The sequence below is a fragment of the Burkholderia sp. KJ006 genome (assembly GCF_000262695.1).
GTDB classification, from domain to species: domain Bacteria; phylum Pseudomonadota; class Gammaproteobacteria; order Burkholderiales; family Burkholderiaceae; genus Burkholderia; species Burkholderia vietnamiensis.
Genome location: NC_017920.1, coordinates 2,595,684 through 2,609,252, shown reverse-complemented (window position 1 = coordinate 2,609,252; position 13,569 = coordinate 2,595,684). Strand labels below are relative to the sequence as shown.

At 66.3% G+C, this 13,569-nt stretch carries 11 protein-coding genes; 7 read left to right on the top strand and 4 right to left on the bottom strand.

From position 1 onward, the window contains the following. The 6 genes from sucC to MYA_RS11740 all read left to right on the top strand — a co-directional run bounded on the left by sucC (nt 1) and on the right by MYA_RS11740 (nt 6,368). Nucleotides 1–1,167, top strand: coding sequence for an ADP-forming succinate--CoA ligase subunit beta (sucC, locus tag MYA_RS11765; protein ID WP_011885925.1), 1,167 nt, complete (start codon nt 1–3; stop codon nt 1,165–1,167). A 68-nt stretch (nt 1,168–1,235) separates the two neighbouring features. Beyond that, entirely contained in the window at nt 1,236–2,117 is an 882-nt protein-coding gene (gene sucD, locus MYA_RS11760; RefSeq protein WP_011885924.1) for a succinate--CoA ligase subunit alpha, read from the top strand. A 159-nt stretch (nt 2,118–2,276) separates the two neighbouring features. Then, the gene (locus MYA_RS11755; protein WP_011885923.1) at nt 2,277–2,981 is read left to right on the top strand and encodes a TerC family protein; all 705 of its coding nucleotides are present in this window, start codon (nt 2,277–2,279) and stop codon (nt 2,979–2,981) included. Between the two features lie 98 nt (nt 2,982–3,079). Next, nucleotides 3,080–3,676: a pilin gene (locus MYA_RS11750; protein ID WP_011885922.1), complete on the top strand. Its 597-nt coding sequence runs from the start codon at nt 3,080–3,082 to the stop codon at nt 3,674–3,676. Between the two features lie 153 nt (nt 3,677–3,829). After that, the gene (locus tag MYA_RS11745; protein ID WP_041493885.1) at nt 3,830–5,608 is read left to right on the top strand and encodes a PglL family O-oligosaccharyltransferase; all 1,779 of its coding nucleotides are present in this window, start codon (nt 3,830–3,832) and stop codon (nt 5,606–5,608) included. Between the two features lie 409 nt (nt 5,609–6,017). Beyond that, nucleotides 6,018–6,368 carry a TonB family protein gene (locus tag MYA_RS11740; RefSeq protein WP_041493884.1) on the top strand — a complete coding sequence of 117 codons (351 nt, stop codon included), beginning with the start codon at nt 6,018–6,020 and terminating at the stop codon, nt 6,366–6,368. 170 nt (nt 6,369–6,538) lie between these two features. On the opposite strand, the gene MYA_RS11735 is transcribed toward MYA_RS11740, so the two are convergent. The 4 genes from MYA_RS11735 to moaC all read right to left on the bottom strand — a co-directional run bounded on the left by MYA_RS11735 (nt 6,539) and on the right by moaC (nt 11,512). Beyond that, nucleotides 6,539–7,705, bottom strand: coding sequence for a WD40/YVTN/BNR-like repeat-containing protein (locus MYA_RS11735; RefSeq protein WP_014723575.1), 1,167 nt, complete (start codon nt 7,703–7,705; stop codon nt 6,539–6,541). Nucleotides 7,706–7,934: 229 nt separating this feature from the next. Next, the gene (locus MYA_RS11730) at nt 7,935–9,164 is read right to left on the bottom strand and encodes a WD40/YVTN/BNR-like repeat-containing protein (RefSeq protein WP_443101900.1); all 1,230 of its coding nucleotides are present in this window, start codon (nt 9,162–9,164) and stop codon (nt 7,935–7,937) included. A gap of 406 nt (nt 9,165–9,570) precedes the next feature. Next, nucleotides 9,571–10,806, bottom strand: a complete 1,236-nt coding sequence (locus MYA_RS11725; RefSeq protein ID WP_014723573.1) for a WD40/YVTN/BNR-like repeat-containing protein — start codon at nt 10,804–10,806, stop codon at nt 9,571–9,573. Between the two features lie 217 nt (nt 10,807–11,023). After that, entirely contained in the window at nt 11,024–11,512 is a 489-nt protein-coding gene (moaC, locus tag MYA_RS11720) for a cyclic pyranopterin monophosphate synthase MoaC (protein WP_011885918.1), read from the bottom strand. Between the two features lie 333 nt (nt 11,513–11,845). Here moaC and MYA_RS11715 point away from each other — a divergent pair, with 333 nt between their 5' ends. Continuing rightward, the gene (locus MYA_RS11715) at nt 11,846–13,540 is read left to right on the top strand and encodes a M48 family metalloprotease (RefSeq protein WP_014723571.1); all 1,695 of its coding nucleotides are present in this window, start codon (nt 11,846–11,848) and stop codon (nt 13,538–13,540) included. The last annotated feature ends 29 nt before the right edge of the window (nt 13,541–13,569 follow it).

The following is a 13,569-nucleotide window of genomic DNA, read 5'->3' as shown; positions in this document are numbered from 1 at the left end:
ATGAAGATTCACGAGTACCAGGGTAAGGAAATCCTGCGGAAATTCGGAGTCGCGGTACCGCGCGGCAAGCCGGCGTTCTCGGTTGACGAGGCCGTCAAGGTGGCAGAAGAGCTGGGCGGCCCGGTGTGGGTCGTGAAGGCTCAGATTCACGCGGGTGGTCGCGGCAAGGGCGGCGGCGTGAAAGTCGCGAAGACGATCGAGCAGGTTCGTGAATACGCGAACCAGATCCTCGGCATGCAGCTCGTTACGCACCAAACGGGTCCGGAAGGCCAGAAGGTCAACCGTCTGCTGATCGAAGAAGGCGCCGACATCAAGCAGGAGCTGTACGTCAGCCTCGTCGTCGATCGCGTGTCGCAAAAGATCGTTCTGATGGGTTCGAGCGAAGGCGGCATGGACATCGAAGAAGTTGCGGAAAAGCATCCGGAACTGATCCACAAGGTCATCGTCGAGCCGTCGACGGGCCTGCTCGACGCGCAGGCGGACGACCTCGCCGCGAAGATCGGCGTGCCGGCTGCATCGATCCCGCAAGCGCGCACGATCCTGCAAGGCCTGTACAAGGCATTCTGGGAAACCGACGCGTCGCTCGCCGAAATCAACCCGCTGAACGTTTCCGGCGACGGCAAGGTCACCGCACTCGACGCGAAGTTCAACTTCGACTCGAACGCGCTGTTCCGCCACCCGGAAATCGTCGCGTACCGCGATCTCGACGAAGAAGATCCGGCTGAAATCGAAGCATCGAAGTTCGATCTCGCGTACATCTCGCTCGACGGCAACATCGGCTGCCTCGTGAACGGCGCAGGCCTCGCGATGGCGACGATGGACACGATCAAGCTGTTCGGCGGCGAGCCGGCGAACTTCCTGGACGTCGGCGGCGGCGCGACGACCGAGAAGGTCACCGAAGCGTTCAAGCTGATGCTGAAGAACCCGGGCCTGAAGGCGATCCTCGTGAACATCTTCGGCGGCATCATGCGCTGCGACGTGATCGCGGAAGGCGTGATCGCCGGTTCGAAGGCCGTGAACCTGAACGTGCCGCTCGTCGTGCGCATGAAGGGCACGAACGAGGACCTCGGCAAGAAGATGCTGGCCGATTCGGGCCTGCCGATCATCTCGGCAGACAGCATGGAAGAGGCTGCGCAGAAGGTCGTCGCGGCTGCGGCAGGCAAGTAAGCGCGCTCAATGAACACGCATGGCGGCGCGGTGTGCACGCGACGCCAATCGAACAGAGGTCAAAATACATGTCGATTCTGATCAACAAGGACACGAAGGTCATCACGCAGGGCATTACCGGCAAGACCGGTCAGTTCCATACGCGCGCCTGCCGTGAATATGCAAACGGCCGCGAAGCGTTCGTCGCGGGCGTGAACCCGAAGAAGGCCGGCGAAGATTTCGAAGGCATTCCGATCTACGCAAGCGTCAAGGAAGCGAAGGCTGAAACCGGCGCGACCGTGTCGGTCATCTACGTTCCGCCGGCAGGCGCAGCTGCAGCGATCTGGGAAGCGGTCGAAGCCGACCTCGATCTCGCGATCTGCATCACCGAAGGCATTCCGGTGCGCGACATGATCGAAGTGAAGGACCGCATGCGTCGCGAAGGCCGCAAGACGCTGCTGCTCGGGCCGAACTGCCCGGGCACGATCACGCCGGACGAGCTCAAGATCGGCATCATGCCGGGCCACATTCACCGCAAGGGCCGCATCGGCGTCGTGTCGCGTTCGGGCACGCTGACGTATGAAGCCGTTGCGCAGCTGACGGCACTCGGCCTCGGCCAGTCGTCGGCGGTCGGTATCGGCGGCGACCCGATCAACGGTCTGAAGCACATCGACGTGATGCAGATGTTCAACGACGATCCGGATACGGATGCGGTCGTGATGATCGGCGAAATCGGCGGTCCGGACGAAGCCAACGCCGCTCAGTGGATCAAGGACAACATGAAGAAGCCGGTGGTCGGCTTCATCGCGGGCGTCACGGCGCCTCCGGGCAAGCGCATGGGCCACGCCGGCGCGCTGATCTCGGGCGGTGCGGACACGGCCGAAGCGAAGCTGGAAATCATGGAAGCGTGCGGCATCACCGTCACGCGCAACCCGTCGGAAATGGGCCGTCTGCTGAAGAAGGCGCTGTAAGTTCCGCGTGGTTCGTCCTGCAAGAAACGCCGGCCCAGCCGGCGTTTTTTGTTATGCTCGCGAAATTAATTTGTAAGCCGGGGCGCATGCGCACTGCGTGTGCCGACGACCAACCGGGCCGCCCGTCGGGCGGCCGTCATCCTGCACCTGCCGCCACTCATGCCTGAATTCCTGACGTCGCTGCACTGGGGCGCCGTGTTGCAGATCGTCGTCATCGACATCCTGCTCGGCGGCGACAACGCGGTCGTGATCGCGCTCGCGTGCCGCAACCTGCCGGCCAATCAGCGGCTGCGCGGCGTCGTGTGGGGTACGGCCGGCGCGATCATGCTGCGCGTCGCGCTGATTGCATTTGCAGTCACACTGCTCGACGTGCCGTTCCTGAAATTCGGCGGCGGCCTGCTGTTGCTGTGGATCGGCATCAAGCTGATGGCGCCGGCCGCCGACGCGCACGACAACGTCAAGCCGGCCGATCGGCTGTGGGACGCGGTGAAGACGATCGTGCTCGCCGACGCCGTGATGAGCCTCGACAATGTGATCGCGATCGCGGGCGCGGCCGAGCAGGCCGATCCGCAGCACCGGCTGGCGCTGGTGATCTTCGGGCTGATCGTGAGCGTGCCGATCATCGTGTGGGGCAGTACGCTGGTGCTGCGGCTGCTCGATCGCTTCCCGATCATCGTCGCGTTCGGCGCCGGCCTGCTCGGCTGGATCGCGGGCGGTTTGATGGTCCACGATCCGGTCGGCGATGGCTGGCCGGTGCTCGATACGCCGGCCGCGATCTACGGCGCGAGCATTGCCGGCGCGCTGTTCGTCGTCGCCGCCGGCTTCCTGCTGCGGCGCCGCCGCGGCATCCCGCAAGCGCATTGACGGTTGGCCGTCAGGCCGAGTGTCGGCCGCGCGGCCCGCTGGCTACGATCGAAACGCCTGCCCGATTCGGCAGGCGTTTTTCGTTTCTGGAGCCAGTCATGTTCGAAGCCTTTTCCGTTTCCCTGTTTCGTCGCTTTGCCGCCGATATGCGGCGCGCGCGCCGGCCGGTGCCGCGCTGGCATCCGGCCGGCTTCACGCTGATCGAGCTGATGATCGTGCTCGCGATCGTCGGCGTGATCGCCGCCTACGCGATACCCGCTTATCAGGATTACCTCGCGCGTTCGCGGGTGGGCGAGGGGCTCGCCCTTGCGTCGTCCGCGCGCCTTGCGGTGGCCGACAACGCCGCGAGCGGCGCGGCCCTCGACGGCGGCTACAGCGCGCCGGCCGCGACCCGCAACGTCGAATCCGTTCGGATCGACGGCGACACCGGCCAGATCACGGTTGCGTTCACGGCCCGCGTCGCCGCGGCGGGCGCGAATACGCTGGTGCTGGTGCCGTCGGCGCCGGACAAGGCCGACGCGCCGACCGCACGCGTGCCGCTCAAAAAGGGGACGATGCAGGCCGGCGCGATCGCGTGGGAGTGTTTTGCCGGCGGCAAGGACGCTTCGTCGCTGCCGGCGCCCGGCGCAGGCCCGATGCCGGCCGAGGCGGCGACCTTGCCTGCGAAATATGCACCGGCGGAATGCCGCGCGTAACGGCAGGCATGCGCGGGATGGTGCGGGCGGCACGCATCGCGGGGTGCCGGCCGGCCCGGGCCGGCCGCACATGGCGGCTGCCGGGGCGACGGCTCCCGCACAGAGTGGGGAAAGTTTTGTATAGTGCGCCGGTTGCTGACATCCGGTTCGCTCATGCCTTCTACTTTTTCCCGCTCGTTGTCGCTCGTTGCGCTGGCTGTCGCGCTGATCGTGCCGTACTCGATCACGAACCATACGTATCCGATTCCGACGTTCTATTCCGAGTTCGCCGCGCTGGTGCTGTATCTGCTGGTCGGGGTTTCCGTCGTGCTGCTCGCGCGCACCGGCCGCCCGGCCGAACCGTTCGCGGCGCCGGCCGCATTCGTCGCGCCGCTCGGGTTTGGCGCGGTGCTGCTCGCGCAGGTCGCGCTGTTGCCGCTGAAGGTGCCGTCGATGAACTGGCTGGCGCTGGGCTATCTGGCCGCGGCGCTGGTCGCGATGCAGGCCGGCTACACGCTCGCGCGCGAGGGCCTCGCCGAAGCCACCGCCCGGATGATGGCGGGCGCGTTGCTCGTGGGCGGAGTGTTCGCGGTTGCGACCCAGATCGTCCAGTTGTTCCATTTCGAGTCCGCGCTGTCGCCGTTCGTCGTGGTGTACAACATCGCGGTCGACCGTCGGCCGTACGGCAACATGGCGCAGGCGAACCACCTCGCGACCTATATCGCGTTCGCGCTCGCCGGCGCGCTTTATCTGGTGCAGACCCGCCGCCTCGCGGTGCGGGCATGGCTCGCGCTGTCGATCGTGCTGTCGGCCGGGCTTGCGCTGACCGTGTCGCGCGGGCCGTGGCTGCAGGTTGCGGTGATGGTCGTCGCCGGTTTCTGGATGGCATGGGTCGAGTCGCGCCGTGCGCCGGGCAATCGCCGTGCGTGGCTGATCCCGGTCGTGCTGGCGCTGGCGTTCGTCGCGGTGAACGTCGCGGTGCGCTGGGCCAACGTGCATTTCCATCTGGGGCTCGCCGAATCGGCGGCCGAGCGCATGCGCGACGCGGGCCAGATTGCGCCGCGCCTTGCGCTGTGGAAGTACGGGCTCGCGATGTTCCGCGAGCATCCGCTGCTCGGCGTCGGCTGGGGCGAATTCCCGTCGCACCAGTTCGCGCTTGCGCGCGCGCTCGGCGGCGTCGAGATCGCGAACAACTCGCACGACATCTTCATCGACCTGCTCGCGAAGTCGGGCCTCGTCGGCCTCGGCGTGCTGGCCCTCGCGCTCGTCGCGTGGTTCGTGCGCGCGGTGCGCGCGCCGCAGTCGAGCACGCGCGTGTTCGGTTTCGCGCTGATCGGCGTGCTGCTGATGCACGCGCTCGTCGAGTATCCGCAGCAGTACATGTTCTTCCTGCTGCCGGCGATGTTCGTGATCGGGCTGCTCGACGTGAAGCCGCTGCGCTGGCTGCCTGGCCGCGCGGCGTTCGCGCTGTTCGCGGTGCTGTCGGTCGGCGGCGTGCTGGCGGCGGTGCCGGTGCTGCGCGACTACCAGCGGGCGGAAGTGCTGTATTACGGCACCGAGCCGGCCGTGCAGTATCGCGATGCGCCGTCGTTGCTGTTCGGCGCGTGGGGCGATTACGGGGCGGCGACGCTGTTGACGATTTCGCCGGACAACCTGCCGCTGAAGCTTGCCGCGCACGAGCGGGCGATCGCGCTGCTGCCCGGCGAGACGGTGCTGCGCCGTTATGCGGCGCTGCAGGCGCTGGCCGGTCGCGAAGCCGACGCGCTCGATACGGTCGAGCGGCTGCATGTGTTCGCGAAGGAATTGAAGGACTGGCCGCAACAACTGGCGTTGCTGTACAAGCTGTGCGACGAGCAGCCGGGGCTGAAGACGTTCAAGGCAGCCGTCGTCGCGAAGTACGGTGAAGTGCCGGCCGACGCGGAAGACGACGACTCCGAAGACGATTCGGAATAACGCGCGCCGCGCCGGGCGGGAAGTCCCGGCGCGCGCCGGATCGTGGTGAAGCGGCGGTGCGGTGGCGGCTCGTGACGGCGCGCACATTGCTTCCCGTCGCGAACGGGTAGCGACGGAATCGCGCGATTCGCGTCAACCATTGTCAAATCGTCGCCACGGGAAAGACGGCACGTGCACAATGCGCGGAAGCGTTCGCGTGCGCGCGGCGATGTCGGCCGCACGAGCGAGCGCAGGTCCGCAGATCCGGGAGCCTGCCTGGAACGATCGCGGCCGATGCCACGCGCGGCCATGCGGCCGTAGCGGGGCGCCGGTCCGATGGCCGCGGCGCGGGGCGATGCTGGCGGTGCGGCGGACGATGTCCGCCGGCGCGACGCTCGCCTGGAACAGTACTGAAGAACGATATTCGACCATGGCCCTTCGCTCGACCCTTCTGATCCTGCCGGCCGTCGCCGTGCTGTTTTCCGGCTGCGCGATGCTGTCGTCGTCGCAGGAAAGCAAGCTGACCTGCCACATTCCGCGCGCCGTCTATCCGGACAATGCGAAGCCGCTTACGCGCCGAGTCACCGTGCTCGTACGCGCGCTGATGACGACGTCCGGCGAAGCGCAGAACGTGACCGTGACGACGAGCAGCCGCAACGCGGCGGCGGACCGCGCGGCCGTCGACGCGATGACGCATGCGAGCTGCGCGCAGACCGGCGCGACCGCGAATCCGTTCCTGCTCACGCAACCATTCGTGTTCGAGCCGCGGCGCGGGGAGTAGTGGGGGCTGGTGCGGGTGATCGTGGTGTGGCGCACCGGCCGGTTGTGGTCGTTGACTGCCTGCCGGCGCGCCGCGGCCACGTCGCGCTTCGCCGCTTCGTCGAGTGGCCTACGCTCGGTGTCGCGGCAGCAGGTTCGCTCTATCGGCGCGCGAGCGCGCCGTTCGCGCGATCAGAAGGTGCGCTTTTTCAGCGTATATCCGTGCAACCAGTACAGCGTGTTGGTCTGCGCGTCGAAGTAACCGCCTTGTGCAACCTTGTCGGCGGTTTGATCCCACGACTTACCGCCGTCGGTGCTGGTGAACGTGAGGTCGATCGGCGCACCGCCGCGACTGCCCGAGTTCGGGTCGGTGGCATAGACGAGCAGGAGGCCGTCACGGCCGACGCTCAGGCTGTCGAGCCTGAGCGTCTCGTCGAACGTGCGCAGTTGGCGCACCGACTCCGGATGGTCGTTCGTCCACATGGAAATGGCGCCCACCCGGCGGCCGTTGTCGCGACTCTCGCCGTTCTGCGGCTTGTCCAGACGTGACAGCGCGTACAGCGAATAGTGTGTCGCCGGTCCCGGCGTGGTATCGAGCGCAGTGATGACCTGGCCCGGCAGTTCGGTTTCGGTCACGAAGGCGTGCTGCTCCCAGTCGAGCCGGCCGATCACGCTGTGCGCCGGCGTCTCTGCAGTCGGAGCGATGGAGTAGGCGACACGCAGCACACCGTCAGGGCCGAGGCTCACCGCATTGAAATTCTTGCGCGTCTTGCCGGCGACGCGCGCATCGACCGGCACGTCGATCGCCTGCCACGTGTTGCCGCCGTCCGCGGTGCGCCATACTCGAGGGCCCCAGCCGATCGCGTAGCCGCGCTGCGGATCGATGAACAGCAGGCGGCCGATGTTCTGGTTTTCGGGCCATTGCAGTTGCGACCACGTTTGGCCGCCGTTGAGCGATTTCCACAGCTTCGTCGTCTGAGGCGCATCGCCGCCATGTGCCTCCGGTGCCTTGTAGTTCATCCATGAGGTGCTGATGAACTGAACCGACCAGTCTGGCGAATACCACCATGCGGCATTCTGGCCGACTTGCTGGAACTGGCGTTTCATCCCGCCGTCGATGGTCCCGCGAAGGAAGCTGATCGTCATGCGGTTCAGCAGCTCGCCTGTGTCGTTCATCCAGGCTTCGGTCGGCTCGGGCCGCTGCGGTTCGTTCGATTCAGCGGTGGGCTTGAATGTCACCTGGGGATTGGCGAGCTTGACGCTCATCACGTCGTTGCCCTTGATGCGGAAGCTGCCGCCGCCATACGGTGTGTCGTTCCGCATGAAGTTGGTCGAGAGCGTTTCCCAGCTCGTTGCCATATTTACATACCCGTATGTTGCAATGGCCAGGGCAACGAGGCTCGCGGCTATCCATATCCATTTCCCGCGCTTGTGATCTTTGCGTGTCATTTGTACGGTAAATGATCCAGCGTCCGGCTGGCTTTGCTTCACGAAGGCATAGGCCCTGAACGTTTCCGCGTTGCCGTCCGTCGAGCCCGTATCGTATCGCCTGCATCGGACGTTCGACGTTTGACGTCTCAGCCGCCGATCAGTATTTTCGTTTGCGCAGCGTATAGCCGAACACCGAATAGAGCGTATTCGTTTGCGGGTCGAAGTAGCCGCCCTGAGAGGGTGCGTCGGTGGACTGCTGCCATGTCTTGCCGCCGTCGGTGCTGGTGATCGTCAGGTCGATCGGCGCTCCGCCGCCGTTCGCGGTGTTCGGGTCCGTCGAGTGGACGAGCAGGATGCCGTTGCGACCCACGCTCAGTCCGTTCAGTGTCAGCCGGCTGTCGAACGCGTGCAGTTGCTGAATCTGGTCGGGGTGCTCGCTGGTCCAGGTCGACATCACACCGGCGCTGCGACCGCTGCCGGGGTTGCCGCTGGCGCGTGACAGCGCATACAACGGGTAGTCCCGCGCGGGTGTCGGCGGCGATTCGAGGCTGACGATAGCTTGTCCGGCCAGTACCGCTTCCCGGACGAAATCCTGCTCGCCCCACGCGAGTCGCCAGACAACGGATGCAGGCTGAGGATGCTCGTCGCCTTGGACCTGGTACGCAATGCGCAATACGCCGTCGGGACCGAGGTCGGTGCTATCGAAGGTCCGGCGCGGCTTATCCTGCACGACTGCACCGGGCGGTTCCTCGATCGCTTGCCACGACTGCCCGCCATCTGCCGTTCGCCACACGCGCGGCCCCCATCCGGTCGCGTAGCCGCGCTCGGTGTCAATGAACAGCAAGCGGTTGATGTTGCGCTCGGCCGGCCATGCGAGCTGCGCCCAGTGCTGGCCACCATCGGTCGATTTCCAGAGTCTGGTCGTCTGCACGGATGCACCGTCGTCCCGGCGTGGCGCCGCGTAATCCATCCAGCCGGTGCTGACGTACAGAACGCGCCAGTCCGGCGAATACCACCACGACGCGGACTGGCCCGGTTGCTGGAAGTGACGCACTGCGCTGCCGTCGAGGGTGCCGCGCAAGAAGCTGACGGTGGACCGGTTCAGCCGCTGGTTCGAGTCGTCCATCCACGGTTCGGCGAATTCCGCGACATCGGGGTTGCTCTGTTCGCGTTGCGGCTTGAATCGGAGTTCCGGTCTCGCTACCTTCAACGACATGAAATCATTGTTTTGTACGCGAAATGCACCTGCGCCGTACGGTTTGTCGTTGCGCATGAATTCGGTCGATACCGTGTCCCAGCCTGAGGTGCCGTCGATGTATGCGTAAATAACGATCGGGACGACCACAACGCATCCCGCGATCCAAAGCCATCGCTTGTCTTTGCGCATGTCACGTTGCCCGCAATCGTCCGGGTGCATTGCCGATCGGATCGCCCACGCTCTGCACTCCGGCCTTCTCCGTCAGAACAGTGATAGCCGAATCCATTGCCTTCCTCCACATTCTTCCGTCATCCCATTTTGAATTTTCGGGCGCGTCCGGAGCCTGACGCAATTCATGTTCGGCGGGCTTGCCAGCACTCCATCGAGATAAGTCATCCGCACGTGCCGAGTGCTGAATCCTCCAATGTCTCGATGTCCGGTTCCAGATCGAAGTGTGGCCTCTGTTGGCTCGACGCTGCTCACTGACAGAAGCGTGTGCGCTTGGTTCGACTGCACCGTTTCTTGAGGGCTGAGTCGAGGGCCGGGACTTGCTCCAAAGCCGGGTAGTCGTAGCCATGGCTGACGGAGTAATGGATCAGAACTGGCGTTTCCGAAGCGTGTACGCGACCAACGAATACAGCGTGTTGGTCTCCGCGTTGAAGTATCCGCCCTGAGTCGGTTTCTCCTTGAACCGGGTCCATGTCGTCCCGGCATCGCGGCTGACGAACATCAGATCGGCGGGCGCGCCGTTCGGCTTGCGCTCGGTTGCGTAGACGATCAACAAGCCATCACGGCCGACGCTGAGGCTATCGAGCGTGACGTTGTCGTCGAACGAATGCAACTGCTGAACATGCTCGGGGGCGCCGTCGGACCAAGTCGAAATGGCGCCGACTCGCTGTCCCTTATCCGCCGGGTCGTCGAAGTTTCGGGGTTCGCCCACACGTGTCAACGCGTAAAGCGCATAGTGATTCGAAGCGACGGGCGACGACGACAGATTGACGATCACCTGTCCGGGCAGCACAGCATCCGCGACGAATGCGGATTGCTCCCACGCGAGTCGGTAGACGACACTGCCGGCGGGCGCGGACGCGGTTTGCGCGACGTGATATGCCACGCGCAACGTACCGTCCGGGCCAAGATCGACGCCATCGAAGGTACGGCGAGGCTTGCCGGAATCGACGGCGCCCGGGGGCGGTGCGATTTCGCTCCACGATTGACCGCCATCGGCCGTACGCCACACGTGCGGGCCCCAGCCGATCGCGTAGCCGCGCTGCGGATCGACGAACAGCAGGCGGCCGATGTTCTGGTTTTCGGGCCACGCGAGCTGAACCCAGTTCCGCCCGCCGTTGGAGGACTTCCAGAGCTTGGTCGATTGCGGCGTCAGCCCGTCGGCGGGCTGCGGCGACTTGTAGTCCATCCATCCGGTGCTGATGAATACAACCGTCCAGTCCTTGCTACGCCACCAGGCTGCGTTTTGGCCGGCTTGCTTGAATTCGCGGGTCATCTCTGCGCCGACCGGGCCGCGCCAAAGTTCGACGGACGTCCTGTTCAGCGCTTCGCGGCTGTCGTTCATCCAGGCTTCGGCCGGCTCGGCTTTATCCTTGTCCTTCCACTCGGCGTACGGTTTGAACGTGATTTCAGGATCGGCAATCTTCAGCGTGATTGCTTCGTTTCCGGATATCACGAAGTCGCCGCCGCCGTAGGGCTTGCTGTCTTTCATGAAATTACCGGAAACGATCTGCGAGTCGTCCGACCTGTACGCGTAGCCGACAATCAGAACAATCAGCACGGCTGCCGCGCCCAGCGCCAGCTTCGCGAACCTTTTGGTCATTTCATTTCGATATCGGTTTTTCGAGCGCGCGCAAACTGGATCGAAGTGGTTTTCGTTGACCGATGGGATGCAGTGGACGGATGGATGTACTTGAACGTTCGAACGGCGCGCTCCCCGCTACCCACCGCGCGCGTACCGGACCAAGGCGCCATGCACATAGGCACATCGTTCGCCTGGGCGGCGCGTGGAATCTCCCCTCGCGGACAGCGAGCCGCCCTCAACCCGCCGCATCCTCCGCCGTCCAATCCCCCGACTTCCCGCCGCGCTTCTCCCTGACGCTCACATCGGTGATCACCATCCCGCGATCCACGGCCTTGCACATGTCATACACGGTCAGCAGCCCGACCTGCACGGCCGTCAGCGCTTCCATCTCGACGCCGGTGCGCCCGAACGTCTCGACCTGCGCGACGCAATGCACGCCGGGCAGCGCGTCGTCGAGTTCGAAGTCGACCGCCACGCGCGTCAGCGCGAGCGGATGACACAGCGGAATCAGATCGGCCGTGCGTTTCGCGCCCTGAATCGCGGCGATCCGCGCGACGCCGAGCACGTCGCCTTTCTTTGCCTTGCCGTCGCGGATCAGCGCGAACGTCGCGGGCAACATCCGGATCGTGCCGCGTGCAACCGCGACGCGCTGCGTTTCCTGCTTGCCGCCGACGTCGACCATATGCGCATGGCCGGCGGCGTCGAAGTGGGTAAGTCCTGACATGTCTGGCTCCAGTGGAACGCACGCGCGTGCGAGCGCGTACATCGATCCTGCTTCACGGCCGGCCGGGGCGTTCGATCCGCTATCCGCTTCCCGCTCTCCGCGCCGATCCAACGTTTCAACGGGCGCCTATCATAGCAGCGGCCTCTGCGGCCTCTGCGGCCTCTGCGGCCTTCGCGGCCTTCGCGCCCTTCGCGCCCTCAACGGCGCCGCGCGCACCGGCGGCCGATGCGCCGCAACGAACCGTCGCGATCGCCCCGGTACAATGACCCGATTATTCGGACCACACGCCGCGATGCGCGCCGGGCGCGCGGAAGGCGCCGCTTTCACTCTGCCATGCGTGTCAAACAGTTGCTTGCCGTGTTGCTGTCGGCGGCGCTCGTGCTGCCGCCGAACGGCTATGCGCAGCGCGCGTCGGCGCCGCCGCTCGAGTCGGCGGCCGGCGCGTCGCCGTCGATCTCCACCGTCCCGTCCGGCATCGCGACCGGCGTGTTCGGCACCTACGGCGGCGCGGAAAGCCGGTTCTCCGGCGCCGACGGCGCCTCCGCGCCCGTCGCGAACCTGCGCGCGCCGTTGCGCGCACTGGAACTGCCCGATCTCGGCGACGGCTCCGGCGGCTCGCTCACGCCGCAGGCCGAGCGCCGTCTCGGCGAGCGCGTGATGCGCGAGGTGCGGCGCGACCCCGACTATCTCGACGACTGGCTCGTGCGCGACTACCTGAATGCGATGGCGGCGCGGCTCGCGGCCGCGGCGGCCGCGCGCTTCATCGGCGGCTACATGCCCGACTTCGACCTGTTCGCGGTGCGCGACCCGCAGATCAACGCGTTCTCGATGCCGGGCGGCTTCATCGGCGTTAACAGCGGCCTGGTCGTCGCGACGCAGACGGAATCCGAACTCGCGTCGGTGGTCGGCCACGAGATGGGCCACGTGCTGCAGCGGCACATCGCCCGCATGATCGGCGCGAACGAAAAGACCGGCTACACCGCGCTCGCGACGATGCTGCTCGGCGTGCTGGCCGGCGTGCTCGCGCGCAGCGGCGATCTCGGCAGCGCGATCGCGATGGGCGGCCAGGCATACGCGGTCGACAACCAGCTGCGTTTCTCGCGCTCGGCCGAGCGCGAGGCCGATCGCGTCGGCTTCCAGCTGCTGGCGGGCGCCGGCTATGACCCGTACGGGATGCCGGGCTTCTTCGAGCGGCTCGATCGCGCGTCGATGGGCGACGCGGGCGTGCCGGCCTACGCGCGCACGCATCCGCTGACGGGCGAACGGATCGCCGACATGGAAGATCGCGCCCGCCGCGCGCCGTACCGGCAACCGCGTCAGTCGGCCGAATACGGCTTCGTGCGCGCGCGGCTGCGGGTCCTGCAGAACCGCGCGCCGACCGACATCGCCGCCGAGGCGCACCGGATGCAGCTCGAGATCGACGATCGCACCGCGCCGAACGTCGCGGCGAACCACTACGGCATCGCGCTCGCGAACACGCTGCTCGGCCAGTACGACGCCGCGGACCGCGCGCTCGCGGCGGCGCGCGGCGCATTCGAAGCCGGCGAACGGCGCGCCGACGATCCGACGACGAGTTCGCCGAGCCTCGACGTGCTGGCCGCGGATCTCGCGCGCCGCGCGGGTCGTAACGACGACGCGGTGCGGCTGGCGGCGCTCGCGCAACGCCGCTGGCCCGCGTCGCATGCGGCGATCGTCGCGCACCTGCAGGCGCTGATCGCGGCGCGCCGCTTCGCCGAAGCGCAGACGCTGGCCCGCACGCAGGCGGACGCGGACCCCGAGCAGCCGGACTGGTGGGACTACCTCGCGAAGGCGAGCGACGGCAAGGGCGACGTGCTCACGCGGCGCCGCGCGCTCGCGGAGAAGCTGGCGCTCGACGGCGCGTGGCCGTCGGCGATTCGGCAGTTGAAGGAGGCGCGCGACGCGAAGGACGTGTCGTTCTACGATCAGTCGATCATCGGCGCGCGGCTGCTGGAATTCGAGGCGCGCTACAAGGAAGAGCGCGAAGACGAGAAGAACGGCCGCGGCTGACGGCCTTCACACATATGTGGCGACCGTGC

Bases quoted from the DNA above. Each gene is read 5' to 3' on its own strand.
- MYA_RS11725 (WP_014723573.1), bottom strand. From the start codon at position 10,806: ATGACCAAAAGGTTCGCGAAGCTGGCGCTGGGCGCGGCAGCCGTGCTG.
- MYA_RS11740 (WP_041493884.1), top strand. From the start codon at position 6,018: ATGGCCCTTCGCTCGACCCTTCTGATCCTGCCGGCCGTCGCCGTGCTG.
- MYA_RS11735 (WP_014723575.1), bottom strand. From the start codon at position 7,705: ATGGCAACGAGCTGGGAAACGCTCTCGACCAACTTCATGCGGAACGAC.
- MYA_RS11715 (WP_014723571.1), top strand. From the start codon at position 11,846: ATGCGTGTCAAACAGTTGCTTGCCGTGTTGCTGTCGGCGGCGCTCGTG.
- MYA_RS11750 (WP_011885922.1), top strand. From the start codon at position 3,080: ATGTTCGAAGCCTTTTCCGTTTCCCTGTTTCGTCGCTTTGCCGCCGAT.
- sucC (WP_011885925.1), top strand. From the start codon at position 1: ATGAAGATTCACGAGTACCAGGGTAAGGAAATCCTGCGGAAATTCGGA.
- MYA_RS11730 (WP_443101900.1), bottom strand. From the start codon at position 9,164: ATGCGCAAAGACAAGCGATGGCTTTGGATCGCGGGATGCGTTGTGGTC.
- MYA_RS11745 (WP_041493885.1), top strand. From the start codon at position 3,830: ATGCCTTCTACTTTTTCCCGCTCGTTGTCGCTCGTTGCGCTGGCTGTC.
- MYA_RS11755 (WP_011885923.1), top strand. From the start codon at position 2,277: ATGCCTGAATTCCTGACGTCGCTGCACTGGGGCGCCGTGTTGCAGATC.
- moaC (WP_011885918.1), bottom strand. From the start codon at position 11,512: ATGTCAGGACTTACCCACTTCGACGCCGCCGGCCATGCGCATATGGTC.
- sucD (WP_011885924.1), top strand. From the start codon at position 1,236: ATGTCGATTCTGATCAACAAGGACACGAAGGTCATCACGCAGGGCATT.